Annotated in this window: 22 protein-coding genes; 11 read left to right on the plus strand and 11 right to left on the minus strand. The window is 65.4% G+C overall.

All coding sequences use genetic code 11. The features are described 5' to 3' along the window. The first annotated feature begins 36 nt into the window (after window positions 1–36). A complete protein-coding gene (upp, locus tag ACVWY6_RS12950; protein WP_247208326.1) occupies window positions 37–660 on the plus strand; it encodes a uracil phosphoribosyltransferase in 624 nt (207 codons plus the stop codon). A 46-nt stretch (window positions 661–706) separates the two neighbouring features. Here upp and ACVWY6_RS12955 read toward each other — a convergent pair whose 3' ends face one another. The 5 genes from ACVWY6_RS12955 to ACVWY6_RS12975 are packed head-to-tail and all read right to left on the minus strand — an operon-like array spanning window position 707 to window position 4,991. Next, entirely contained in the window at window positions 707–1,108 is a 402-nt protein-coding gene (locus tag ACVWY6_RS12955; RefSeq protein WP_457538430.1) for a VOC family protein, read from the minus strand. Between the two features lie 20 nt (window positions 1,109–1,128). Next, on the minus strand, window positions 1,129–1,926 hold the full coding sequence (locus tag ACVWY6_RS12960; protein WP_457538432.1) for an ABC transporter ATP-binding protein: 798 nt from the start codon (window positions 1,924–1,926) through the stop codon (window positions 1,129–1,131). A gap of 4 nt (window positions 1,927–1,930) precedes the next feature. After that, window positions 1,931–2,527: a hypothetical protein gene (locus ACVWY6_RS12965; RefSeq protein WP_023962149.1), complete on the minus strand. Its 597-nt coding sequence runs from the start codon at window positions 2,525–2,527 to the stop codon at window positions 1,931–1,933. A gap of 9 nt (window positions 2,528–2,536) precedes the next feature. Beyond that, on the minus strand, window positions 2,537–4,180 hold the full coding sequence (locus tag ACVWY6_RS12970; RefSeq protein ID WP_457538434.1) for a phospho-sugar mutase: 1,644 nt from the start codon (window positions 4,178–4,180) through the stop codon (window positions 2,537–2,539). Window positions 4,181–4,187: 7 nt separating this feature from the next. Further along, complete coding sequence (locus ACVWY6_RS12975; RefSeq protein ID WP_457538620.1) at window positions 4,188–4,991, minus strand: purine-nucleoside phosphorylase; 804 nt, start codon at window positions 4,989–4,991, stop codon at window positions 4,188–4,190. A gap of 52 nt (window positions 4,992–5,043) precedes the next feature. On the opposite strand from ACVWY6_RS12975, the gene ACVWY6_RS12980 reads away from it, so the two are divergent. From ACVWY6_RS12980 to ACVWY6_RS12990, 3 genes are read left to right on the plus strand one after another with little or no spacing between them, the layout of a single operon-like run. Continuing rightward, window positions 5,044–5,745 (plus strand): enoyl-CoA hydratase/isomerase family protein, encoded by a 702-nt coding sequence (locus ACVWY6_RS12980; RefSeq protein ID WP_457538436.1) that lies wholly within the window; start codon window positions 5,044–5,046, stop codon window positions 5,743–5,745. 42 nt (window positions 5,746–5,787) lie between these two features. Next, the gene (locus tag ACVWY6_RS12985) at window positions 5,788–7,008 is read left to right on the plus strand and encodes an amidohydrolase (RefSeq protein ID WP_457538437.1); all 1,221 of its coding nucleotides are present in this window, start codon (window positions 5,788–5,790) and stop codon (window positions 7,006–7,008) included. Window positions 7,009–7,024: 16 nt separating this feature from the next. Next, the gene (locus ACVWY6_RS12990; protein WP_051406681.1) at window positions 7,025–8,221 is read left to right on the plus strand and encodes an amidohydrolase; all 1,197 of its coding nucleotides are present in this window, start codon (window positions 7,025–7,027) and stop codon (window positions 8,219–8,221) included. A gap of 21 nt (window positions 8,222–8,242) precedes the next feature. Here the strand turns inward: ACVWY6_RS12990 and ACVWY6_RS12995 are convergent, their stop codons facing one another. Further along, window positions 8,243–8,713: a gamma-glutamylcyclotransferase gene (locus ACVWY6_RS12995; RefSeq protein WP_023962161.1), complete on the minus strand. Its 471-nt coding sequence runs from the start codon at window positions 8,711–8,713 to the stop codon at window positions 8,243–8,245. 118 nt (window positions 8,714–8,831) lie between these two features. Here ACVWY6_RS12995 and ACVWY6_RS13000 point away from each other — a divergent pair, with 118 nt between their 5' ends. The 6 genes from ACVWY6_RS13000 (at window position 8,832) to ACVWY6_RS13025 (ending at window position 15,817) form a co-directional block, all read left to right on the plus strand. Continuing rightward, window positions 8,832–10,250, plus strand: coding sequence for an NAD(P)H-quinone dehydrogenase (locus ACVWY6_RS13000; protein WP_457538438.1), 1,419 nt, complete (start codon window positions 8,832–8,834; stop codon window positions 10,248–10,250). A gap of 149 nt (window positions 10,251–10,399) precedes the next feature. Continuing rightward, window positions 10,400–11,581: an aminotransferase-like domain-containing protein gene (locus ACVWY6_RS13005; RefSeq protein ID WP_457538440.1), complete on the plus strand. Its 1,182-nt coding sequence runs from the start codon at window positions 10,400–10,402 to the stop codon at window positions 11,579–11,581. Between the two features lie 76 nt (window positions 11,582–11,657). Next, a complete protein-coding gene (locus ACVWY6_RS13010) occupies window positions 11,658–13,238 on the plus strand; it encodes a DUF222 domain-containing protein (RefSeq protein WP_457538442.1) in 1,581 nt (526 codons plus the stop codon). A gap of 252 nt (window positions 13,239–13,490) precedes the next feature. Then, on the plus strand, window positions 13,491–13,805 hold the full coding sequence (locus ACVWY6_RS13015; RefSeq protein WP_457538444.1) for a hypothetical protein: 315 nt from the start codon (window positions 13,491–13,493) through the stop codon (window positions 13,803–13,805). A gap of 35 nt (window positions 13,806–13,840) precedes the next feature. Continuing rightward, entirely contained in the window at window positions 13,841–14,404 is a 564-nt protein-coding gene (locus ACVWY6_RS13020; RefSeq protein WP_457538622.1) for a DUF3558 family protein, read from the plus strand. Window positions 14,405–14,500: 96 nt separating this feature from the next. After that, window positions 14,501–15,817, plus strand: coding sequence for a hypothetical protein (locus tag ACVWY6_RS13025; protein WP_457538446.1), 1,317 nt, complete (start codon window positions 14,501–14,503; stop codon window positions 15,815–15,817). 2 nt (window positions 15,818–15,819) lie between these two features. On the opposite strand, the gene glpK is transcribed toward ACVWY6_RS13025, so the two are convergent. Then, complete coding sequence (gene glpK / locus ACVWY6_RS13030) at window positions 15,820–17,307, minus strand: glycerol kinase GlpK (protein ID WP_457538624.1); 1,488 nt, start codon at window positions 17,305–17,307, stop codon at window positions 15,820–15,822. A 194-nt stretch (window positions 17,308–17,501) separates the two neighbouring features. Here glpK and glpD point away from each other — a divergent pair, with 194 nt between their 5' ends. Then, window positions 17,502–19,247, plus strand: a complete 1,746-nt coding sequence (gene glpD, locus ACVWY6_RS13035) for a glycerol-3-phosphate dehydrogenase (RefSeq protein ID WP_023961656.1) — start codon at window positions 17,502–17,504, stop codon at window positions 19,245–19,247. A gap of 18 nt (window positions 19,248–19,265) precedes the next feature. Here glpD and ACVWY6_RS13040 read toward each other — a convergent pair whose 3' ends face one another. The 4 genes from ACVWY6_RS13040 to ACVWY6_RS13055 form a co-directional block, all read right to left on the minus strand. Beyond that, window positions 19,266–19,676 carry a Zn-ribbon domain-containing OB-fold protein gene (locus ACVWY6_RS13040; RefSeq protein ID WP_457538448.1) on the minus strand — a complete coding sequence of 137 codons (411 nt, stop codon included), beginning with the start codon at window positions 19,674–19,676 and terminating at the stop codon, window positions 19,266–19,268. A gap of 14 nt (window positions 19,677–19,690) precedes the next feature. Then, the gene (locus tag ACVWY6_RS13045) at window positions 19,691–20,902 is read right to left on the minus strand and encodes a thiolase family protein (RefSeq protein WP_457538450.1); all 1,212 of its coding nucleotides are present in this window, start codon (window positions 20,900–20,902) and stop codon (window positions 19,691–19,693) included. A gap of 63 nt (window positions 20,903–20,965) precedes the next feature. Continuing rightward, a complete protein-coding gene (locus ACVWY6_RS13050) occupies window positions 20,966–21,580 on the minus strand; it encodes a TetR/AcrR family transcriptional regulator (protein WP_030171295.1) in 615 nt (204 codons plus the stop codon). Window positions 21,581–21,674: 94 nt separating this feature from the next. After that, a complete protein-coding gene (locus ACVWY6_RS13055) occupies window positions 21,675–26,264 on the minus strand; it encodes an ATP-dependent helicase (RefSeq protein ID WP_457538452.1) in 4,590 nt (1,529 codons plus the stop codon). Window positions 26,265–26,355 lie beyond the last annotated feature (91 nt).

The raw sequence follows: 26,355 nt of genomic DNA on the forward strand, positions 1-26,355 counted from the left end.
TCGCCGGGCGCGGCGGTTCCCTCGTATGGTTGGTCAATGCAGATCCGAGCTGTTGATCATCCATTGGCCGCCGCAAGGCTCACCACGTTGCGCGACGAGCGCACCGACAACGCCGCCTTTCGTGGCGCGCTTGCCGACCTCACCCAGATGCTGATCTACGAGGCGCTGGTGGGAGCGCCGGTCGCGGAGGTGCCGGTCACGACGCCGGTGACCACCACCACGGGGGTGCGTCTTGCAGCGCCGCCGCTGTTGGTTCCCGTTCTGCGTGCCGGCCTCGGGATGGTGGAACAGGCGCATGCGATGGTGCCGGAAGCGAACGTGGGGTTCGTCGGGATCGCCCGCAACGAAGAGACGCACCAGCCGGTTCCGTACCTCGAGTCGCTGCCGGACGATCTGACCGGCCAACCTGTTTTCGTGCTCGACCCGATGCTTGCCACGGGAGGGTCGATGCTGCACACGATCGAACTGCTGGTGCAGCGCAAGGCCACCGACATCACTGCGGTGTGCGTCGTCGCCGCGCCGGAAGGTGTTGAGGCGCTGGAGAAATCGGGCTATCCGGTGCGTCTGGTCACCGCAGCAGTCGATGACGGGCTCAACGCTGCCGCATACATCACACCCGGGCTCGGCGACGCCGGGGACCGCCAGTTCGGGCCACGCTGACCGGAGCTTGAGCCGGTGCATTCCGGCGCGGGGTCGGGCAGTTCGGTCAGACCGTGTAGAACTCGAGCGCGATGCCGTCGGGGTCACGGAAAGCGATGAGGTGGCCGGTGGAGCCGACGGCGATCCCGCTGTGCTCGACGCCCCCGGCGTCCAGATGGGCCAGCCAGCGCTCGAGTGCGCGCAAATCGGGGACCGCGAGCGCGAGGTGGTCCAGACCGCAACGGAACTCGGAGAAGCGACCCGATATGGCGTCGGTCCCATGGCCGTTGAGTACCACTTGAATCCCGCATTCGTGGGCGAGGAGGGCCTTTTTCAGGTTGTAGCTCGAGTGGCGTCGCCGTAACCGGAATCCGCACACATCCTGGTACCAGGTGATACTCCGGTCGACGTCGCTCACGGTGAGACTCACGTGATGGAGGCCGGTGATCGGCGGGAACGCTGCGGACACGGTTGGTTCCTCCGGTTCTCCTAGGGGTGACTGCGTGCGGACCATCGTCCGCCGTCGCGGCGCACCTGTACAGGATGGTCGAAGCAGGTGCTGATGGTGTCGGTCGTGAGGGCGTCGTCGACCTCGCCGCATGCCACCGTGAGGCCGTCGCGCAAAAGCAGGGCATGGCTGGTGCTGGTGGGCAGATCCTCGAGGTGGTGGGTCACCAGAACGCTGGCGAGATCGACGACTTCGCGGCGCAGTTGATCGATGCTCCCGAGCAGTTGTTCCCGGGCGGCGAGATCGAGTCCGGTTGCCGGCTCGTCGAGCAACAGCAGTGAGGGGCGTGCCATCAGAGCTCGCGCGATGAGTGTCCGGCCCCGTTCGCCCTGGCTCATCAGCGTCCACACCGACTTTCGGCGGTCCGACATCCCCAGCAGGTCGAGAAGCTCGTCGGCATGTTTGTTCTCGTCGGCGGTATACGTACGCCTGTGATCGAGTTCGGGTGTGTTGGTGAGGCCGGTGAGCACCACGTCGTGAGCGGACAACGGCAGATCCAATCGGTGCCGCGGGTCCACGTGCCCGATGTGCGTGCGCAATTCGCGCATGTCCACCCGGCCGAGGCGGCGACCGAGCACGTCCACCGTGCCACGGGTCGGGTGACCGAATGCTCCGAGAATGTTCAGCAGCGTCGACTTACCGGCGCCGTTGGGTCCGAGCAGTGCCCAATGTTCTCCGGCGTGGACGGTGAAGGTGATGTCGCGCAGGAGGAATCGCCCGCCGCGCACCACATCGATGTGTGCGGCGTGAAGCACCTCACGAGAGCTGGGACCGGCCACGAGATCAATTGGTCCAGTAGTAGATCATCGGCTCGGCAGCGACCACCGAACCGTTGGTCGAGATGGTCAGGGCTGCGGGCGTCATCTCGTAAGTGGTGTCGACATTGACGGCGACGAATTGATCACCCGACCGGGTGGGGAATTGCAGCTCGGTGCTCTGGCCGTCCGCGAGGCCCTTGTAGTAGTAGCGGCCGACCTGGGTACCGACTTGGCAGACAACAACATTCGACCGCGCGGTCTGGCCGATCATCACCGCCGGATCGCCGGCCGCGTTGCAGCGGGGCCCGCTGACGAAACCTTGCCAGTCGGTGCCCGGCACCGTGGGCGTGGCCCGCGGCGTCGAGATCGTCGGTGGTGTGGTGGTCGGAGGCGTCGTCGCGGTCACCGTTTCGGTTTTCGTCGACACCTGCTGCGTTGTGGTCGGGGGCGGCGCCGTGGTGCTGCTGTCGGACGCCGAGGACTTTTCGTCCGCGGGGATGAAGAGGAAACCCAGGACTACCGCGAGCGCCAGGACCAAGACGCCCGCCACGACAGCGCCGATGACCAGAGGAGAAGCCCACGGTGATCTCGGCGGGGGAGTCGGGTAGAAGTTGCCGCTCACGTGCTCACCCTACCGCTGGCCGACGTTGGTCAATGCCGACACCTCGTCGGTCAGCTGCGCCAATCGTCGCTGGGCAGCCGCGTGCGCATCGCCCAGCGGCCGTCCGGGAGATTCGGTCACCTCGAGATAGAACTTCAGCTTCGGTTCGGTACCCGACGGCCGTGCGATCACCCGGATCGTTCCGGTGTCGGTGGTGCCGGTGAACTGCACTGCGTCTGTTGATTGCGATGGCGGTCTCGAGAGAAAATCCTCCATCGCAACGACAACCCCCGCGAGCTCAGAAGGCGGATCGTGCCGAAGCGACCGCATGATCTCTGCGATCCGATCGAGGTCGTCGACCCGCAGCGAATACTGACCGGTCGTGTGGACGCCGTGGAGTTCGAACAGCTCGTCAAGGCGCTGGGCGAGTGTTCGGCTGGACCGGGCGAGATCGTCTGCCAGTACGCAGAGTGCCACTGCGGCGCTGATGCCGTCCTTGTCCCGGACGGCGTCCGGGTCCACACAGTGGCCGATGGCTTCTTCGTAGGCGTACACGAGTCCCTCGCCTGCGCGGACCAGCCATTTGAAGCCTGTGAGGGTGGTCGCATGGCGTGCACCTGCGGCCGCGGCGATCTTGCTCAGCAAGCTGCCGGAGACGATCGTGCTGGCAACCAGCGGGCTGCTCCCGGTTCCGGCCACGGTGTTGCGGGAAGCGAGGATGTCGGCGCCGAGGAGCGCGCCCGTTTCATCGCCGGTCAACATCCGCCACGAGCCCTCGACCAGGGCCCCGACCGCGCAGCGATCAGCGTCCGGATCGAGAGCGATGGCCAGGTCGGCGTCGATGTCACTGGCGAGGTCCAGCAGGAGATCCGCAGCTCCGGGTTCTTCCGGGTTGGGGAAGGTCGCAGTAGGGAAGTCGGGGTCGGGGTGTTGTTGTTCGGGCACCACAACAACATTCGTGAAACCGGCCCGACGCAGGGCTTCGACCGCGAGTTCGCCACCCACACCGTGCATGGCGGTCAGCGCGACCTTGAGATCGCTGCGTCGCGTGCCGAAGCGCGACCCGAGGCGTGCCAGGTACCTCTCGATGTTCGCGTCGGCGCGGGAGTCCGGGTCCACCGGGATACGGGCGATCGAGATTGCGGCGCCGGTGTGACCGATGAGCTGCTCGATCTCGTTGTCGGCGGGCGGGACCAGTTGGGCGCCACCGTCGAGGTACACCTTGTAGCCGTTGTCGGCGGGTGGGTTGTGTGATGCGGTGATCTGGATCCCTGCAGCCGCACCGAGATCGCGAACGGCGAAGGCGACCAGGGGTGTCGGGCCGGGATCGGGGAGCGCAACGACATCAAAACCCTGTGCGGCAAGCACTTCGGTTGTCGCGTGGAAGAACGGCTCAGATCCGTGCCGGGCGTCGCGGCCGACCACAACCGCGGCGCCGTGATGGCCATGGTCGATGAGCCACTGCCCGACGCCTGCTGTCGCCTTCGTGACCACTGCGACATTCATCCCCATCGGTCCCGCGCGAACCGGGCCGCGCAGTCCTGCGGTGCCGAAATGCAATGTGTCCGAGAAGCGCTCGGCAATCGAATTGGAGTCGAGGGTCTGCAGTTCGCGGCGGGTGGCCGGGTCCGGGTCCGCGTCGATCCAGGCCTGCACCTTGTCGAGGTGGCTCATCCAATGATCAGATCTTCTCGATCACCTGGGCCAGGAGGTGGCCCATCCGCGTCGCCGATGCGCGGCCGACCTCGAGTACTTCCTCGTGGTCGAGGGGCTCGCCGGTGATGCCCGCAGCGAGATTGGTGACCAGGGAAATGCCGAGTATCTCGAGCTTTTCCGCTCGGGCCGCGATGGTCTCGTGAACGGTGGACATCCCGACAAGATCTGCACCGATGACCCGCAGCATGTTGATCTCGGCGGGTGTCTCGTAGTGCGGCCCGGGAAGCCCTGCGTAAACACCCTCGGCGAGAGAGGGATCGACGGATTGCGCGATCCCGCGGAGCCGCGGCGAATAGGCGTTGACCAGATCCACGAACTGCGCGCCGACCAGCGGCGAGCGGCCGGTGAGGTTGAGGTGATCGCTGATCAGAACGGGTTGACCGACGGTCATGTCGGAGCGCAGTCCACCGGCGGCGTTGGTGAGCACAAGGGTTCGGACGCCGGCAGCCGCAGCTGTCCGGACGGCATGTACGACATTCGCGAGGGGATGGCCCTCGTACGCGTGTGTTCTGCCGAGCAACACCAGAACCGATTTGTCGCCGATGTGCAACGAATGGACGGTGCCCGAATGACCTTCAGCGCTGGGAGGGGTGAAACCGGGCAGCGTCGCCATCGGGATGCTGGTCTCGGCCGCACCGAGCGCGTCGGCCGCAGGCGCCCACCCCGAGCCGAGGACCACCGCCACGTCGTGGTTGTCGAGGCTGCTCTGCTGCGCGATGGCAGCAGCCGCGGTCTGAGCACTTGCCCTGGGATCGGTCGAGGGGTCCACGTCTGCGCCGTCGATTGCCATGGGCTCAACCCTAAGGCGATATGGTCACCGCATGCCGTATGTGACCACCGCCGACGTCGTGCACACCCTTCACCTGGGCGCCGGCGAGACCGAGGCCAGCGAGGCCAATCCCGAGATCCGGTTCACCATGGACTGGCTGGACACCGTCAACAACCTGCTCGACGAGGTGCCCACCTCGACCCCCGGCGCACTGGTCATCACCGGTGCCGGCAAGTTCTTCTCGAACGGACTGGACGTGGACTACATCGGCGCCAACGCCGACAAACTCCCCGCGTACCTCGACCGAGTGCACGCTCTCTACGTACGAGTGCTCACTTTCCCGCTGCCCACGGTCGCAGCCATCAACGGTCACGCGTTCGGGGCCGGCGCGATGCTCGCACTGTGCGCCGACCACCGTGTCATGCGCACCGAACGGGGGTTTTGGTCGCTACCCGAGGTGCTTCTCGGGATGCCGTTCACCACGGGCATGGCGTCGCTGCTGCGGACCCGCCTGCCCGACGCGACAGCCATCGAGGCGATGACCACGGGACGTCGGTACGGCGCCCTCGAGGCCGTCGATTCAGGCATCGTCGAACAGGCCGCTGCCATCGACGACCTGCTCACGGAGGCATCGGGTGTCGCGGCCGGACGTGCCGCCGTGGCCGGGCCCACACTCGCCGTGATCAAGCAGGGTCTTCGTGCGCCACTGTTGACCGACCTCGAGCGCCCCACCCCGGCATCGTTGATTGGCTAACTCCGTTCGGACCGCGGTGGCCAGGGGTGAGAGAATGGCCTGATGGCGGAGATCGAGAAACGAGCTGACCGTGCGGTGCGCGCGGTCGCCGGCGACCTCGTCGAGTTGTCCCATTCACTTCACGCCGAGCCCGAGTTGGCGTTCGCCGAGCATCGCAGCGTGTCCAAGATCACCGATCTGCTCGACGATCACGGCTTCATCGTCGAGGTCGGTGTGGCCGATCTGCCCACAGCTTTCACGGCCACCTACGGCTCAGGGGACCTCGTTGTCGGACTGTGTGCCGAGTACGACGCGCTGCCCGGAATCGGCCATGCCTGCGGTCACAACGTGATCGCGGCCGCTGCGGTGGGAGCCGCGCGCGGCCTCGCCGAGATCGCGGACGAGCTCGGCATCACCGTGCTTGTACTCGGTACTCCCGCCGAGGAGACCGGTGGCGGCAAGATCGCCATGGCCGAGGCCGGTGTTTTCGACTCGGTGGCAATGGCTTTGATGGTCCATCCCGGGACTGCCGACGAAGTCGCTTGCAGCTCATTGGCATTGGCGGATCTGGCGATTCGCTACACGGGCGTCGAGTCGCATGCCTCCGCCGCGCCCGAGCGTGGACGCAACGCTGCGGATGCGGCCACGATCGCTCAGGTGTCCTTGGGGCTGCTGCGTCAGCACCTGCGTCGTGGACAGCAGCTGCACGGCATGATCAGTGTCGGGGGCAGCGCCCCGAACATCGTTGCCGGACACAGTGAGTTGCTCTACTACCTGCGTGCGCGAGACGAAGCATCGTTGTTGGATCTGGCCGAGCGCGCCGAAGGTTGCTTCGCAGCCGGGGCCATCGCCACCGGATGTACCCATGAGGTGACCACCGTGTCGCCGATCTATCTCGAACTGAGGCACGACCCGCGCCTGCTCGGCGCGTACCGCGACGCGATCACCGATCTCGGTCGTGAGGTGCTGCCTCCTTCCGTCGAAGGCGTTCGGCCACTGGGTAGTACGGACATGGGCAACATCAGTCACATGCTGCCGTCGATTCACCCGCTGATCGGTATCGACAGCGATGGGGCCCGGACCCACGAGGTGGAGTTCGCCGCCGCGGCGGCGTCGGCCTCAGCCGACCAGGCAGTGGTCGATGGGGCAATCGCGCTGGCGCGCACCGCAGCAACGGCGGCGCTCGACGGCCGGTGGCGCGATGAGCTGCTGGAGGCGCACGAGAGACGGATCGGTCAGAGACCGCAGATGATGAGCAAATCGCAGATCGTGGGCAATCGATGATGAGTGTGTATTCGACATGAGTGGGCAGAGAGTGGATCCGGAGCGTTTCCTCAAGGAACTGGACAGCTGGCTGGCGCAGAACAGTGCGCAGCTGGTGGCGTGGCGTCGTGACTTCCACACCAACCCCGAACTGTCCCGGGGTGAATTGCGGACCACTCGGGTGGTGTTCGACGAGTTGACCAGCGCAGGTCTCTCGCCGCGCATCCTGCCTCAGGGAACCGGCGTCGTGTGCGATCTCGGGCCGGCAGGCCCGCTGGTGGGGCTCCGCGCGGACATGGACGCCCTTCCCATCGCCGAACGCACCGGGCAACCGTTCGCCTCCACGGTGGAGGGTGTGTCTCATGCCTGCGGTCACGACGGGCACACGGCCATCCTGCTGGGCGTCGGCAAGGCGCTCGCCTCGATGGACGATCTCCCGATCGGAGTGCGGCTGGTGTTCCAGGCCGCCGAAGAGGTGATGCCCGGCGGAGCGGTGGATGCGGTCGCTGCCGGTGTCACCCGGGGCGTCAGCCAGTTCTTTGCCCTGCACTGCGACCCCAAGCTCGAAGTGGGCAAGGTCGGATTGCGGCCAGGGGCCATCACGTCGGCGGCCGACCACGTCGAGCTGGTGTTGCATTCGCCGGGCGGGCACACCTCGCGCCCACACCTGACCGCCGACCTCGTCTACGCGATGGGAACCGTGATCACCGGCCTGCCGGGCGTGCTGTCGCGGCGTATCGACCCACGAACCAGCACGGTGATGGTGTGGGGGTCGGCGCATGCCGGCGACGCGCCGAACGCGATACCGCAGGAAGGCCGGTTGCGCGGCACCGTTCGCACCGGCGACCACGCGACGTGGGCGTTGCTGGAGCCGATGGTGCGCGAGATCATCTCGGGACTACTCGCTCCGCTCAGCGTGCGGTACGACCTGGTCTACAAACGCGGTGTTCCCCCGGTGGTCAACGACCCGATGTCCACTGAAATGATGCGGCAATCGGTGATGAACATCGGTCCCGAGGCGTTGGCCGAGACCGCACAATCCGGTGGTGGCGAAGACTTTTCGTGGTACCTGGAGAACGTTCCGGGCGCCATGGCCCGACTAGGGGTCTGGAGCGGGCACGGGCCGCAGACAGATCTGCACCAGCCGAACTTCGATCTCGACGAGCGGGCCCTGGCCATCGGCGTACGGGCACTGGCCGGAGTGGTACTCGCCGCCGGCCAGACCATGCGCTGACGTCGCGGGCCCCGGTCGTCTCTACTCGGGTCCTGGACCCACGTTGCGGGACTCACGAAGTCGCAGCTGGTGAACGTAATCGCTTGGCGCGCCCGCAATTTCGGCGGCTTCGGCCATCACGCCCAGGTAGCGGGCGGAGGGCAGGCCGCCTTCGAAGGCGTCGAGGACGTACAGCCATGCCAGCACGGGGCCGTCGGCGGTGTCGACACGTGCCCGGATCTTGCGGTGTATGCCGAGTTCGGAGCCTTCCCACCGGTCAAGGCTCGACTCGTCGTCCTCGGTCACGTCGTAGAGCACCACGAACACGCGAGCGTCGGGGTTGTCGCGGTCTTCGGTGACTGTTGCCAGCGCGCCTTCCCAGCCGATGTCGCCGCCGCCGAAGGTGAGCCGCCAGCCCGTCAGCCATCCGGTACCCGCCATCGGCGAGTGGGGAGCACGCTCCAGCATCTGCTCGGGGTGCATGTTCGAGCCGTATGCGGCGTAGATGGGCACGGGGAGGAGCCTAGATGGTCATCCGCCCATCGGGAAAGCAGGACTGCAGATCGACTAGATTCGTTACGTGGCAGCCCGCCGCTCGGGGCACCCGACATCTTCAGGGAGTTGAGCTGAATTGACCAAGATCGTGATCATCGGCGGCGGACCCGCCGGCTACGAGTCGGCGCTTGCCGCCGCCAGCTACGGGGCCGACATCACTGTGGTCGACAGCGACGGCATCGGTGGTGCCTGCGTGCTCTGGGACTGTGTTCCGTCGAAGACCTTCATCGCGTCCGCCGGTATCCGCACCGAGGTCCGCCGGGCCGTCGACCTGGGCATCAACCTTCGTTACGACGGCGCACTCGTGTCGCTGCCGCAGATCCACCAGCGGGTGCGTGACCTCGCATTCGCGCAGTCGTCCGACATCCGGTCGCGGCTGCTGACCGAGGGCGTCCGGATCATCGCGGGCCGCGCGAAGCTCGGAGAGCAGGAGTCGGGACGAGGCCGGCACCGCGTGATCGCGACAACGATCAACCCGGACGGATCCGACGGCGCCCAGGAAGTCCTGGACGCCGATGTGGTGTTGATCGCAACCGGCGCGTCGCCGCGGGTGCTGCCCGACGCGCAGCCCGACGGTGAACGCATTCTCACCTGGCGCCAGATGTACGACCTGAACGAATTCCCGGAGCACCTCGTGGTGGTCGGTTCGGGTGTCACCGGTGCCGAGTTCGTCCACGCCTATACCGAGCTGGGCGTTCCCGTCACGATGGTGTCCAGCCGCGACCGTGTGTTGCCCGGCGAAGACGAGGACGCTGCTCTTGTGCTCGAGGACGTGTTGGCCGAACGCGGCGTGAAGCTGGTCAAGCACGCGCGCGCCGACAAGGTCGAACGCACGGCCGACGGGATCAAGGTGATCTTGTCCGACGGCCGGACGGTGGAGGGATCGCACTGCTTGATGACGGTGGGCTCGGTCCCCAACACCGACCACCTCGGCCTCGAGGCCGTCGGGCTCGAACTCGCCAAAGGCGGCTATCTCCAGGTGGACCGGGTCTCGCGGACCGGCGTGCCCGGAATCTATGCGGCCGGCGACTGCACGGGTCTGTTGCCGCTGGCGTCTGTCGCCGCCATGCAGGGCCGAATCGCGATGTACCACGCACTCGGTGAGGGCGTCACGCCCATCAAGCTCAAGACCGTGGCCTCGGCCATCTTCACGCGCCCGGAGATCGCGACCGTCGGGGTGAGCCAGCAGGCGATCGACTCGGGGGAGTACCCGGCCCGCACCGTGATGCTGCCGTTGGCCACCAACCCGCGAGCGAAGATGAGCGGGTTGCGGCGCGGTTTCGTGAAGATCTTCTGCCGACCCGCGACGGGTGTGGTGATCGGTGGCGTGGTGGTGGCCCCGAACGCGTCGGAGTTGATCTTACCGATCGCGCTGGCGGTGCAGAACAAGCTGATGGTCAGTGACCTGGCTGCCACGTTCTCGGTGTACCCGTCGTTGTCCGGATCGGTGACCGAGGCGGCGCGCCAGTTGGTTCGACACGACGACCTCGACTAGCCAGTCTCACTGGCTGAGAAACCGGTTTCACATATCGGTCACGCCCGCTAACGTACGGTGTGGGCGCTGACCTGACGTGCCCTGCTCGGTGACCACACTCATCACCTTCTGTGTCCTCGTACTTTTCAGAATGTGTTGGAGTGAATCGAATGGTTGTCCTCAGTCCTCGGTACGCAGCGTCGCACGCACTCGCCAACGTGCGCGGGTCGGCGATCCGTGACCTGCTCAAGCTCACCGAACAGCCGAATGTGCTGAGCATGGCGGGCGGGCTTCCGGCAACGGAACTCATTCCCGCGCAACGGATCGCGGAGTCGGCCGCCCGGATCATCGCGGACCCGACCGCCCTGCAGTACACCGCGAGCGCCGGTGTGTCGTCGTGTCGCGAGGTTGTCGCCGAATACACCGGCACCGACGACCCTGGGCGGGTGTTGCTGACGCACGGGTCGCAACAGGCGTTGTTCTTGCTGGCGCACGCGCTGGTCAATCCAGGTGATCTGGTCATCGTGGACGACCCTGTCTACGTGGGAGCTCTTCAGGTGTTCCAGTCGGTGCGGGCGCGGGTTCGTGCCCTGCCCATCACGCCGAGCGGAATTGATGTCGACTTGCTCAGGGAGTGGCTGCAAGAGGGTGAGCGCCCCCGAATAGTCCACACTGTCAGTAACTTCCACAATCCTGGCGGTGTGAGCGCGTCTGAGGATCGTCGGGTGGAGTTGGCCCGGCTGGCCGACGAGTTCGGCTTCGTGGTGGTGGAAGACGATCCGTACGGCAAACTCCGCTTCTCGGGCGCGGAGGTGAGACCGATTGCTGCGCACAGTGATCGGGTGGTCCTGCTCGGTACTGCGTCCAAAGTTCTTGCGCCTGCACTGCGGGTGGGATGGATGAGCGGCCCGCCCGAGCTGGTCGCATTGGTGGAGCGACTACGCCAGGGGGCTGATCTGTGTGGGTCGACGTTCAGTCAGTTGATGGTCGCGGATCTGCTGGCCGACCGAGAGTGGTTCTCCGGACACATCGCTGATGTTTGCTCCGAGTATTCCTCTCGGGCAACTGCTTTGACCGAATCGCTGCAGCGGACGTTTGGCGAGGCGGCTCAGTTCACGGCTCCTGAGGGGGGCATGTTCTGCTGGGTTCGACTGCCCGGAATCGACACGACGGAATTATTGCCTGCTGCGGTTGATGCCGGCGTGGCCTTTGTCCCCGGCGCCGCGTTTGCTGTGGACGCCGACTTCGGGGACTGTCTCAGACTGAGTTTCGCCACGCTTCCTCCTGATCAACTGGCCGAAGGGGTGCGGCGGTTGGCGGCCGCGTATGAGGCGGTGCAACCTACCCAGTAGTCGAACAGGTGTTCGACAAAATCGAGTTCCGCTGATAGAATTGCCCTAAGCGTTCGACAGGCTGGGGGGCTTTTCGATGAGTGATTCGGTGACGGTGGATCCACCGCCAATGCCGGTGTTGGTGGGGTTGTATCGCGATCTTGATGCGGTGCTGCAGCGGATTGCTGCTACGTCAGCAACTGATGTTGATGATGTGCAGGTTGCTGAGTTGGTGCGGGTGAACGAGAGAGTTGTTCGGGCACTGACGTTTCAGGGCCTCAAGCGGTTGCAGGAGGTGAATGATCGAGGCCTGTTCCGTAAGGCTGGTCATTCGACGTTGCACCGGTTTGTGATGAGTGAACTGCGGGTGTCTCGTGGAGATGCCTCCTCGCGGTTGAAAGCACTTGATGCTGCTGGTGTGTTGTTGTCGATGCAGGGGCAGCCGTTGCCCCCGAAATGTCCAGCCGCTGCGGAAGCGTTCGCCGAGGGTGCGATTGGGTTGGCGCACATGGATGTGATGCTCAAAGTCCGCGATCGCATTCCGCACAAATCAGCGCCGGAAGTGTATGACGTGGTCGATGCCTGGCTGACCGACAACGCCCACACATTGACTCCGACTGAGCTCGAAGTGTGTGGGCGAGAAGTCCTGGCTCGAGTCGATCCGGACGGATCATTCACCGACGACGCCGACCGCAAACGCAACCGGGGCCTATCTGACGGTGCGCAAGGGTTGGACATGATGGCCAAAATCAGTGGCAATCTCGACCCGGCGACGTTGGCATTGTTTCGAACGGTGATGGATGTATGGGCCGCACCGGGTATGAACAATCCCGACGACCCCAACTCACCCACCGGTGCCGTCGACGACCCGACCATGGATGCGGCGATCATCGAAGCTGCGGCCGGCCGCGACACCCGTTCCCGTGCGCAACGTCAGCACGATGCTTTCAAAGCGATCCTCAAGACCGTTCTCGAGTACAAACTAGTCGGCACTTCACACCGTGGCCTGCCGGTGCAGGTCATCATCACCATGACCAAACAACAGCTTGATGAGGCCGCAGGCATCGCCCACACCGCCTCCGGCGTTGATATGCCGGTAAAGGACGCTGTCGCACTCGCGGCGCGGGCGGATTGGTCGTTGGCAGTGTTCGCCAACCACTCCGCCGACGTCCTCTACTTCGCCCGCGCCAAACGCACCGCCCAACAAGGCCAGCGGATGGCGTTGTTCGCCAAAGACCGAGGCTGCACCAGTCCGGGTTGTCGTAACCCGATCTCCTGGACCGAAATCCATCACACCACCGCATGGGCCGACGGCGGACACACCGACATCGACGTGCTAGCGCCCGCGTGTCCGCCTCACCACAACATGATCGGGCCCGGCGAGGATCAGTGGCAGACGGTGATGGTCACCGACGGCCCCGATACGGGCCGGGTGGCGTGGATCCCACCGAAGTACATCGACCCCGACCAACAACCGCGGATCAACCGGGCCCACCACACCGACCACACCATCGAAACGGCATGGCAAAACGTCATTGCCGAACGCCAAGCGGCACTCAACGAACGCGAAGAACGCATGCAGCTCCAGCAACACAACCTGACCGAGTCGATTGCGAACCCAGAGCTAGACGTCGCTGACGCGGATTGCGAGAAACCTGTCGAACAACCGGAGCACTAACCGCGACCGGGTTTGGTTTACGACGGGTGCGACTGGCGCTGGATGTCGCCCAGTCGTTGGTATGCGTACTCGTGCGGGTCGCACGGGCGCCGGCCACTAGATGGCCAAGGGGTCGACGGCCTGGCTACAGCCAAAACGGGAACGCCAGCCGAACACGGCGGTGCAGCCACCAAACTCGGACGGATCGGACGGAACCAGCGAGGACCGGTTAACGTCTAACCCCGAGCGAGGGGTCTAACGGGGGAGTGATCTGTGACAGACGAAGTGAAGTTCACCGATGCGCAGTGGGAAGAACTAGCTAGAGCAGGTGAGGCGTTCGCGACGGTTTTGGAGGAGCAACAATCACTCCTTCGTGCTGTCCTCGTCCAAAACTGGGCAGGGCAGTGCGAAGAGGGTAATGGACTTCTCGAGAACCTACGAGCCATTGTTCATGGGGGCAATAGCTCGTTCGTTCAAGCGATCGATGCTGAGGCGAAGTACCTGAGAAGCCACGCCGCGGTATGCCGAAGTTCGCGAGATGCTCTCCAATCTGTTGATGACCAGAACTCGAACGACCTGGTCCGTTGATTCGCTTCATTGCAATTGGCTTAGTCATCGTCGGATTGGCGTCCGGATGCGCGGTTGATGATTCGTCAACCCGTGCGGTGCCAGCTGGTGAGCAGGGACAGGTGGATGGCGCTGCGGAAACGCAGACCCCCCTACCTTTCGAAAGTAGGTTCCCTAACAGGACGAATGCCGCGAACGACGGAACTCCTTACGAACCTTGTACGGCGTTTGCAGCGGCTGATTTGGAAAAGTTCAATATCGATTACACAGTTGTAGAGGACGCCGCACAGGTGGATGGCCAGGGAACGCGGGGTTGTCACTGGTTCATGCCGCAAGCATTTGGGTTCGGCCAGGTGGTCGCCAATTCGGCGTCGTTGGACATCTATAAACGGCACACGCCAGAACTTGACTGGCGGCCTGACGTCGTCATTGGAGGTCGAACGGTCGGTGTTTTCGGATTGAAAGACCACGGCGGGACATGTTCGACGTACGTGCAGTCATATTCAGCGGGTGTGGTAACGAACATCCTTACGTCGACTGAGCCCGAGGCGCGAACAATGGACGCGTGTCAGATGGTTTTGGACTTCACGCGCGCATATATCGACAAGATCCCTAACTGAGGTCGGCAGGGCAGGCTACGAGTAGCGGAGCCTGCCTTAGACTCCATGTCAGCGAGGTGTCGGGGAGGGCACTGACTAGGTGAATCGGGGGAGTTCATGCCGCCTAAGCCAATTGGGCAGACGGACTGGTTCGGGCATGCGATCGACGAGATGCGGTCGGTGTGCGCGACCATGGCGCCGAGTTCGGCGGAAGCAGACGCTGAAGCAATCAGGTTGATCGCGGCGAGGATCAGGGCAGCGTCGGACACCTACTACGCCACGCTAGGACGGCTGTATCCCGAAGGGGAGTTCCACGGTGAGTCGGTCACCGGCTCGCGGCACGCGACGATGGATGCGATTCGTCATATGGACGACTCTGCATCGGTGGGAATGCAGATAGCAGACCAGATCTCGGCCATCTCAAAAATCTTGTCGCAGACACAAGGCAGCGTCGCAGACCTCGACGCCCAGTACAGCGGCAACGCCGCCAGCGTTGCTCGGCAGGTACTGCAACAATCCGAACTGGCCACCACGATGACCGACATCTACAGCAACCCGGTCATCGGCGCCAACGGCTCGCTACCCGAATACACCGGAGTACCACTGCCACAGCTGGGCGCTGACTTCCAACCGATCAACACCCATCCAGCCGGCCTCAACGGCAGCAGTTCGGGCAGCGGCGACAACTCAGGGCTACTCGGAGGGGTCGGCGGCGCCAACAACACGGCGGGCGCAGCAGGACCCGCCGGTCCCGGGGGCCCCACAGGTGGACAAGAGACCTTCCGCGGCGACCCGGTAGAAGACAAACCGCTCTCACTCGGTGACGTGGGCCAAACCGAGCCTGCACACGCCGGCGGATCAACACCCGGCCCGCTCAACGGGGCTTTCGGGTCACCGATTGCCGGACAAGCAAACGGGGCCGGCGCGACCGGCGCTGCGACGACCTCTGCTCGAACCCGGCCGGGGACCGCGGGCGCAGGATCAGGTGGAGGGGCTGGGACCGCAGCACGCGGCGGCGGAGGACTCGGAGCAAACGGTGCAGGCGGGGCCGGCGCCGGTGCCGACCCGAAATCGCTTGCCGCACGCCCAGTTACACCCCTCGCGACGCCAACCGCCGGTGGCGGGCCCATGCCGGGATCCGGCCCGACCACGTCGACTCGTGGTGGGTCGCCGATGATCCCGCCGGGCGCAGCCGGACGCGGCGCAGGCAGAGACAAAGAAGGCGAACACCGCGCACCTTCCTACCTGCACACCCGCGAGAACGCCGAGGAGATCATCGGGCGCCTTCCGCTGGTCGGACCACCTGTCCTGGGCGACTGGGCAAGGCCGGGCGAGACAGGCTCGGACGCGGTGTCTGCACCAGGTACGAATCCGGAAGCCGGAAGCCCCAACGCGAACGACCCCGACGGCCCTGACACCCCCGACAGGACCTGAGGTCAGGCCAGGTCGTAGCTACGCTCGACTGCTTTGTTCCACTCGGCGAATCGCTTATCCCGGTCCTCTGCTGCCATGGACGGTTCCCAGGATTTGTCTTGCATCCAGTTGTCGCGAATGTCCTGCTCAGTGCCCCAGTAGCCCACAGCCAGCCCGGCCGCGTACGCCGCACCGAGAGCCGTGGTCTCGCTGACAACCGGGCGTACCACGGGAACCCCGAGGATGTCCGACTGGAATTGCATGAGCAGTTCGTTGACCACCATGCCGCCGTCCACCTTCAGGGTCGACAGCTCGACACCGGAATCGGCCTGCATCGCCTCGATCACCTCACGGGTCTGAAACGCCGTGGCCTCCAGGGCCGCCCGCGCGATGTGGCCCTTGTTCACGAACCTGGTCAAACCCACGATCACGCCCCGGGCATCGGGCCGCCAACGCGGCGCGAACAAGCCGGAGAAGGCGGGCACGAAGTAGGTGCCGCCGTTGTCCTCCACGGTCTTGGCCACCGTCTCGATTTCACTTGCGGCGCCGATCAATCCGAGATTGTCCCGCAGCCACTGCACCAGCGAACCCGTGACGGCAATCGAGCCCTCCAGGGCGTACACGGGTCGCTTGTCGCCGATCTTGTAGCACACGGTGGTGAGCAATCCGTGGCTGCTGCGGACGACCTCCCCACCGGTGTTGAGGAGGAGGAAGTTGCCTGTGCCGTAAGTGTTTTTCGCTTCGCCGGGCTCCAGGCACGCCTGACCGAACGTCGCCGCCTGCTGATCACCCAAGATGCCCGCGATCGGCACGTCGGCGAGGGCCCCACGCTCGCGTACCCGTCCGTACACCTGCGACGAACTGCTGATCTCCGGCAAAAGACTCATCGGGATTTGCATCTCGGCACAGATCTCCTCATCCCACTGCAACGTCTCGATGTCCATCAGCATGGTCCGCGACGCATTGGTCACATCGGTCAGGTGTCGACCTCCGTCGGGACCTCCGGTCATGTTCCAGACCAGCCAGGTATCCATTGTGCCGAAACATAATTCACCGGCCTCGGCACGCTCGCGGGCGTCATCGACGTTGTCGAGAATCCAGCGGATCTTCGGCCCGGCGAAGTAGGTGGACAGGGGGAGGCCGGTGCGCTCCTGATATCGGGCGGCACCGTGTTCGCCGCCGAGTTCCTCGCAGAGTGCCGCAGTCCTGGTGTCCTGCCACACGATGGCGTTGTAGATCGGCTCACCGGTCGCGCGATCCCACAGCAGCGTGGTCTCACGCTGATTGGTGATGCCCACGGCATGGATGTCTGCGGTGGACAGATCTTCGGCGGCCATCGCGGCCGCGGTCACCCTCCGGGCGTTGCGCCAGATCTCCGCACCGTCATGTTCCACCCAACCGGACTTCGGGAAGATCTGCTGATGCTCGATCTGTTCAGAACTGACCACTCGGCCGGCGTGGTCGAAGATCATGCAGCGGGTGGACGTGGTGCCCTGATCGATGGAAGCGATGTAACCGGTGCTGTTGCTCACAGGAACGAGTTTCGCATGACCATCCGCGCAGATTGTCGACTTGGACACGGCCGGTCCACTTGCGGTGGCGGACCGGTTACCAGCGGGTAGCGTTGTCGTCGGTAGTCCGGTCGGTTCGCCCGCTTCGGAGTTCGCGGCGGCAGGTGATCGACCCGTGACCAGAGGAGATAGCGATGAGCGCAGCGGCATTCGACCCCGATCGACCGTCCGACCTGGGCCCTCGATACCGGGAGAACTCCTGGCATCGGCTGTCCACAGAGCTGTTCGACGTGGTGGTGGTCGGTGGTGGCATCGTCGGTGTGGGCACTGCGCTCGACGCCGCAACCCGGGGTCTGCGTGTGGCCCTCGTCGAAGCCCGCGACATCGCATCGGGAACATCGAGCCGCTCATCGAAGATGTTCCACGGTGGTTTGCGGTACCTCGAGCAGCTCGAGTTCGGTCTGGTTCGCGAAGCGCTCCATGAGCGTGAGCTGTCGCTGAGCACGCTGGCGCCGCACCTGGTGAAGCCCCTTCCGTTCCTGTATCCACTGAGCCACCGGGTTTGGGAACGGCCGTACGTGGCCGCCGGCCTGTTCCTGTACGACTCACTCGGTGGAGCCAAATCCGTTCCGGGACAACGTCACGTGTCACGGTCGGGCGCACTGCGGATTGCGCCTGCGCTCAAACGCAACTCGCTCACCGGTGGAATCACGTACTACGACACCGTGGTCGACGACGCACGTCATACCCTGACGGTGGCCCGCACCGCATCGCACTACGGCGCCGTCATCCGAACCTCCACCCAGGTCACGGGTTTCCTGCGGGAGGCCGACCGGGTTAGCGGAGTCCGCGTGCGCGACACCGAGACCGGTGAGACCGCCGACATTCGCAGTCACTGCGTCATCAATGCCTCCGGTGTCTGGACCGACGAGATCCAGGCTCTGTCGAAGCAGCGCGGGAGGTTTCGGGTCCGCGCGTCCAAGGGCGTCCACATCGTCGTCCCACGGGACCGCATCGTCAGTGAATCGGCCATCATCCTGCGCACCGCCACGTCGGTACTGTTTGTCATCCCCTGGGAGACGCACTGGATCATCGGGACCACCGACACCGACTGGAATCTCGACCTCGCACACCCGGCCGCAACCCGCGCAGACATCGACTACATCCTGCAGAAGGTGAACGAGGTGCTGGTCACGCCGTTGACCCACGACGACATCGAAGGCGTCTACGCGGGCCTGCGACCGCTACTGGCGGGCGAGAGCGACGAGACGTCGAAGCTGTCTCGCGAGCACGCGGTGGCCGAGGTCGCGCCCGGCCTCGTCGCCATCGCCGGCGGGAAGTACACCACTTACCGGGTGATGGCCGCCGACGCGGTGGACGCGATCACCGACTTCATCCCGGTGCGGGTGGCCCCGTCGGTCACCGACAAGGTCCCGCTGGTCGGGGCCGAGGGGTACCACGCCCTGATCAACCAGTGCGATCAGCTCGGGCAGCGATTCGGGTTGCATCCCTACCGCATCCGTCGCTTGCTGAACCGCTACGGCTCGATGATCGATGAGGTGTTGGCCTACGCCAAGAAGGACTCGAGCCTTCTCGAACCCTTGGCTGCGGCGCCCCAGTATCTGCGTGTCGAAGTGGTCTACGCCGTGGTCAGCGAAGCCGCACTGCACCTCGAAGACGTGCTGGCCCGGCGGACACGGATTGCGATCGAATATCCGGACCGCGGTGTGAAGAGCGCGCGCGAGGTTGCCGATCTCGTTGCGCCGCTGCTTGATTGGGACAGTGAACGTATCGACTTCGAGGTGCAGACCTATCTCGCGCGTGTCGAGGCGGAGGTGGCATCGCAGCGGCAACCCGATGATGAATCCGCCGATGCCCTGCGTGCAGCTGCGCCGGAGTCGCGCGCCGAACTGCTGGAACCCGTGCCGGTCCCGGACTGACCGCCCGCCGGCACGACGTCAGTCGGCCGGCTCGTACCGCAACAAGGTGACGTCGTCATCGGGGTAGTCGAAGAACACCGGCTTGACCCGCATGCCGATGTGGATTTCTGAGGGGTCGACGTTGACCAACTCGGTGGATACCCGCGGTCCCTCGTCCCACTGCACCACGGCGAGCAGCTGCGGCACGGAGTCGGCGAAGTGCGGAGACACCGGTTTACGCGCGATGGTGAACGTGTACAGCTTTCCCAGCCCGGAGATCTCTCTCCACTCGAGATCGTCGGCCAACGTCCCCGGCGCCAAGATCCGAGGATAGAACACGTGACGACCCAACGAGGGCGAGTACTGGATCCGGATCCTGTGTTCGGAGAGTGCGTCCCAAAAAGGGGCGCTGACAGGGGTTTTCACCGGCATCGGCTTGGCGAACGTCATGAGGTCATCGCTTCCTAGTCGCCCTGCAGTACGAGTGTGGTCTGTTCGCCCATCACGCCGCCGTTGCCGGAGACGAAAGCCCGGTTGCAGTCGGGCACCTGGGCCGCACCCGCACGACCCATGATCTGTCGCGTCGCATCGCATACGTGGTGCATCCCGCCCGCCAGGCCGGCCTGACCGAAACCCAGTTGTCCTCCCGCGGTGTTGAGCGGAAAGTCGCCCCGGAACGTAAGGTCGTGCGAGTTCACGAACTCCATGCCCTTGCCCTTGTCGCAGAATCCCGCGTCTTCCAGGCTCATCAACACGGTGATCGTGTAGCAGTCGTAGATCGACACCATGTCCATGTCGGAGCGGTCGAGCCTGCTCATGTCGAACGCCGTTTCGGCAGCACGCGCGATCGGACTCTCCAGGAGGTCCTCGGCATACGTCGGTGTCTTGTACGCGACGTGTTCGCCGAAACCTTTGATCCACACCGGGCGGTTCTTGCTCCGACGGGCCAGGTCGGCCGACGTCACCAGAACCGCGGCGCCTCCCGAACAGGGCATGACGATCTCGAGGCGCCGCAACGGGTCGGCGATCATCGGGCTCGCCAGAACATCCTCGATGGTCAGCGGCTTGTCGTGGAACACCGCATCGGGAGTGTTGTTGGCGTTGACGCGCTGATCCACCACGATCTTGGCCATCGCCCGCTCGTCGTAGCCGTACACCGATCGATACAGCTGCGCGATCTGGCCGTACGGGCCGTTCTGACCCAGATTGCCGAACGGGATGTCGAACTCGGCCTGCGGTGAACCGAACCGGTTCGACGACGAACCGTAGAGCAGGATGTCGGTCAGACTGTCGGGAAGCGGTTTCTTCTCGTTGTACGGCACTCCGTAGTCAGCGGGGATCACACACAGAACAGCCTGGCAGATACCCAGTTCCACGGCGGCGGCAGCGCGCCAGACCATGGCGGCGGCCGACGCGCCGCCGAGGTCGACGGTCTCCGCGAAATTGATTCGCGCACCCAGGTATTCGGCGATCGTGGACGTTACGAACATCTCGGACTCGAGCAGGGTGGAGGTGACGATCCCGTCGATCTCGACACCAGTGAGGCCAGCATCAGCGATCGCGGCCGCTCCCAGCGTCGCCCACTGCTCCAAGGTGAAGCGCGGCGTACGAGTCGAGACCTTTTGCGGCGCAAGCTCTTGGAAACCGACCACTGCGGCATCGCCCCGAAAACCCATGGATACTCCTGCGCGTCAGATCGGAAGGTGGAAGTCTTCCGGCCAACGTACTAGAACTTGAATCTAGTTTTCAAGGGAGGGGTCGATGGGTGCGCCGAACAGGAAGTCGATGAAGCGGTTGCACAGTCGATAGACGTCGTCCATGGATCCCTCGTTGTACACCGTCCCGGTGAGCACGGTGTTGATGATCGACCACAGCATGATCGCCGCATCCTTGGCTGCCTCGGGACCCAGCCGCGCGAAGTCGTCGGCCAATGTGTGCTGGCAGACCTCGAAGAATTGGGCGAGCAAGGCCTTGGCGTTGGGGTCGGCACTGGACTGCAAGATGACGTGCACCTTGAAGAAGTGCGGTCGTCGCTCGAACGAGGAGATGACGGCATTCATCTTCGCGCGGATCTGGTGCTCGGACAATTCCTCGCCCGACCTGGCATAGGCGGGTGCCGCCCAATCGAGCAGTACCGCGGCGTAGAGATGCTCTTTGGACGAGAAGTACCGGTAGAGCGTGCCCAACGCGACGCCGGCTCCATTGGCCACGTCGCGGATCTGGATCTGCTCGTACTCCTGCTCTTTGAGGGCGGCATTGGCAGCCTTGATGATCCGCAGGCGGCGAGCCTGCTGCCAGGCGGGCAGCTCCGAACTGAGCGTCGCCGCTGCAGTTGTCGTTGCCTGTTGCGTCATGGTCATCCTTCAGTGGTGCGTCCCGGCCCGGGTACAGCCTAAAACGCCCGACCCGGCAGCATGTGCATCACCGGCCACTTCCGTATGCGAGTTGTCATCCGGTGCGGCGCAGTCGCAGACCGCGAGGCGTGGCCGAGAAGCCGCTTTCCCGGAGATGCTCGGCGAGGTCACCGGTCAGCACAGGTTCTCCGTTGACCTTCTCCACATACAGCCGATCGACCTGACCTCGGATGACCACCCGTGCCAGCGCGGAGGTGGCTGCGGCGAGGGTATCGGCGTCCTCGCTGAACGTGAGCACTGTTTTTCCGCCGCGTTCGACGAACAGCACGAGGTCGCCGTCTACCAGCACCACCAGCGCACCCGGTTTGCGGCCGGGGCGGTGGCCTTCTTTTTGAGGCGGCCAGCCCAGTGCGGAACCGTACGGATTGGCCGGGTCGGTGGCGGCGAGGGCGATGGCGGACTGACCGATGGTCTCCACCTCGTCGCGTAGTCGGTCGACGGTGGTGGTGGCGGCGAACTGCGCACCGCCGAGTCCGTCGATGTAGTAGCCGCGTCGCACCTTACCGCTGTCTTCGAACCCGGTGAGGGCCTTGTAGACACGAGAGAAGCCCCCTTCGACGCCCTCGGTCATCACCGCTCCCTTGGTGACGACGCCATAGCGGTCCAGCAGCGTCGAGCACTGCGCGGCGATGGCCAACGTGGGGTCGCCCAGCGGCGGGGGCAGGACAAACCATCGCCCCGTCATCGACATCGGCGCAGTACGGGGAGTGCGCGCGAATCTGCGCCGCCCGCGGTGGGCCGGTACGCCCCGGACGGCTCCGGGTTTGCGGCCCGGTCCGAGGAGGGCGCGCACCGGTGAGAACGTGTCGTTGCTGATGCGACCCGCCCACGCCAGGTCCCACAAGGCCATCTCGAGGTCCGACCCCAGCGGCGCCACACCGTCGACGGACAGCGAGTCGCTCAGCTGACGGAAGAAGAAGGCGCCGCCCGGAGCGAGTTGGTCCAACACTCGCTGATGCAGATCGCCCATGTCGATCTCGGTGGGTGCGGGCAGACTGTCCTCGGCGAGATCGGCGGGGTGCAGACTGATCCAGCCGTCGGATCCGGACAACCGTCCGTGCCCGGCCCACAGCACCTCGCCGCCCGCGGTGAGCTCGTCGAGCATGTCGGGCCGGTAGTCGGACACCCGGGCGGGCAGGATCAGTGACTCCCACGCCGACGCGGGGATGGGAACCCCGGCCAACTGGTCGATCACCGCAGACACCCCGTCGATGCCGCGCAGACGCGTGCGGTCGGTGACGTGCTGCCAGCCGGTGACGAATCGCGCGTAGGTCTGGTGACTGACGGGAGCTATCTCCGCCCGGCTCGCCGCGAGCGAGGCCCGGCGCAAGCTGGACAGGACCTCGGTGTTGCACCACTGCTCGCCGCTGCGCAGGGTGCCGGCAGGTTCCGGCCGGAAGTCGCCTTCGACAACTCGTCGCTGGCCGGCCAGCCGAACCAGGGTGTCGCGGACAACAGCGATGCCCAGTCCCAGCGCCTCCGCGACATCGGCTGCGACAAACGGACCATGGGTGCGCGCGAACCGGCCGACGAGGTCGCCGAGCGGGTCGTCGACCGGGTCGAGGAACGCCATCGGAAGGCCCTGCGGTGGCGGGATCCCGAGCCCGTCCCGCAACCGGCTGGCGTCTTCGGCGGCAGCGAACCACACGACGTCTCCGCCGCGGGGGACCTCGATGGCCCGGCCGGCGCCGACCAGCTCGGTGAGCAGCTCGCGTGAATCGTCGCCGGAGTAGCGAAGCGCCACGGCATCTGCGGTGAGTGGACCGAGCCAGCGCAAGAGGTCGGCGATGCCTTCGGCGTCTTTCGCCTGCCGATCCGGGTGCAGGCGTTGGAGCTTGGCCTCGGTGTCGGCGATGACGTTCTGGTCGAGCAACTCTCGCAGGTCGACACGCCCGAGCAGCTGCGCCAGCAGCGCGGTGTCGAGGGACAGGGTGGCGGCGCGACGCTCGGCGAGCGGCGCGTCGTCGGCGTACATGAAGGCGCCCACGTAGCCGAACAGCAACGAGGAGGCCATCGGAGACGGCGTCTCGGTCTCGACCTCGATGACCCGCAGGCGCCGATTCTGGATGCGGGTGAGCATGTCGACAAGGGCCGGCAGGTCATACACGTCCTGCAGACATTCGCGGAACGCCTCGAGGATGATGGGGAACTGCGGGTATTTCCTTGCCACATCCAGCAATTGAGCACTGCGCTGACGCTGCTGCCACAGCGGCGCACGCTTGCCGGGGTTGCGCCGTGGCAACAGCAGTGCCCGGGCAGCGCATTCGCGGAACCGTGACGCGAACATGGCCGAGCCGCCCAGCTGTTCGGTGACGATCTGCTCGATCTCGTCGGGCTCGAAGCTGAACAGCGACGCACCGGGAGGCTGGTCGTCGGTGTCGGGGAGCCTGACGATGATCCCGTCGTCGGCGGCCGAGACCGCCCCGTCGATGCCGTAGTCCTGCTGCAGTCGTGCGGTGACGGCACTGGCCCACGGCGCGTGAACCCTCAGGCCATAAGGGGAGTGCAGGATCACCCGCCAGTCGCCGAGCTCGTCGCGGAAGCGTTCGACCAACAACGTGCGGTCGGTGGGCAGGTGGCCGGTGGCCGCCTGCTGTTCGGAGATGAGCTGGGCCAGATTGTCTCGGGCGAACGCGTTCAGTCCGAGGCGTTCGGCGTGGTCGGCCATCTTGTCCGTGCTGCTGAGTTCGCCGACGAATTTACCGATGGCGGCCCCGAGTTCGGCGGGTCGGCCGATGCTGTCACCGTGCCAGAACGGCAGCCGGCCCGCCTGGCCGTACGCCGGGGTGACCAGCACCCGGTCGTGCGTGATCTCCTCGATCCGCCAGCTGGTCGCGCCCAGGGCGAAGACGTCGCCCACCCGGGACTCGTAGACCATCTCCTCGTCCAGTTCGCCCACCCGCGTTTGCTTTTCGCCCACCATGTAGACGGCGAACAGGCCGCGGTCCGGGATCGCGCCGCCAGAGGTGACCGCCAGACGCTGTGCACCGGGACGTCCGGTGATCGTGCCCTTGGCGCGGTCCCAGACCACTCGCGGTCGGAGTTCGGCGAACTCGTCGGACGGGTAACGGCCGGACAGCAGATCGAGCGTGGCGTCGTAGACCGGACGGGGCAGGGTGGCGTAAGGCGCACTGCGCCGGACGATGTGGTACCACTCGTCGACGTCGATGCTTCCCGTTGCGCACACCGCGACGGTCTGCTGCGCCAGTACGTCGAGCGGATTGGCCGGAACGACCAGTTCTTCGATGAGTCCGTCGGTCATCCGCTCGACCGCCACAGCACACCGCAGCAGATCGGTGCGGTGCTTGGGGAACAGCACACCCTGACTGATCTCGCCCACCTGGTGCCCGGCACGACCGATGCGTTGCAACCCGCTGGCCACCGACGGTGGGGCCTCCACCTGGATGACCAGATCGACAGCACCCATGTCGATGCCGAGTTCCAGACTGCTCGTGGCCACCACACACCGCAGGCGGCCGGACTTGAGGTCGTCCTCGATCTGTCCGCGTACCTCTTTGCTCACCGATCCGTGGTGGGCGCGCGCGAGCAGGGGCTCGGCACCTTTACTGGCGCCACTGCCCATCACCTGAGCCGGCGCACCGCCGGGCACCCGCGGATTGGATGCGGGCTCCGGTGCCTGCCCGAGCCGGGTGGCATGGACCTCGTTGAGGCGGGCCGTGAGCTGCTCGGCCAGGCGACGGGAGTTGGTGAAGACGATGGTCGACCGGTTCTTCTCGATGAGGTCGACGATCGAGCTCTCCACAAAGGGCCACAGCGATCCGGCCGCCGGAGCGGAGGCCTCGTCGTCGATCTCTTCGTTGCCGGCGATCACCGGGATGTTGGTCATGTCCGCGACAGGGACGTCGACCGAGAGGTCGAACGTCTTGGACGCCGGCGGCTGCACGATCGTGTAGGGCCGGCTGCCGGAGAGGAATCCCGCGACACGTTCGGGTGGCCGGACGGTTGCCGACAACCCGATGCGCTGTGCCGGGTTCTCCAGCAAGGCGTCGAGACGTTCGAGCGACAACGCCAGATGTGTGCCCCGCTTGGTGCCCGCCACGGCGTGCACCTCGTCGACGATGACCGTCTGAACCGAGGTGAGCGTGTCGCGCGCAGACGACGTGAGCATCAAGAAGAGGGATTCGGGGGTGGTGATCAGGATGTCGGGCGGGGTGCGGAGCAATTGACGGCGCTGTGCGGCCGGGGTGTCGCCCGATCGCACACCTACCGTGATCTGGGGGACGGGCAGGTTCAGCTCCTGCGCGGCCCGGGTGATCCCGATCAGAGGCGCGCGTAGGTTGCGCTCGACATCGACGGCAAGAGCCTTCAGCGGCGACACGTAGAGAACGCGCGTGCCGGCGGCCTTGGCGCCGTCGGGAAGCGGGTCGGCGCCGAGACGATCGAGTGCCCACAAGAATGCCGAGAGCGTCTTGCCCGACCCGGTGGGGGCGACGACCAGGGTGTTCTGGCCGTCCGCGATGGAGTTCCATGCCCCGAGCTGTGCTGATGTGGGTGCCGGGAAGGCCGCGTCGAACCACGTACGGGTCGGCGCTGTGAAGCGGCCGAGCACCTGCTGTGCGCTGGGCACGCCGGATACCGAGGTGGGGGACTTGCGGGCGGCCATTGCTCCATGATCCACGACGGGTCTGACAGAGCGGCAGAACCGGTGCCCGGGATCGTCGGCACCAGATCATTCGGCAGGTCGGTGTTGACCG

Source organism: Williamsia sp. R60 (assembly GCF_054063855.1).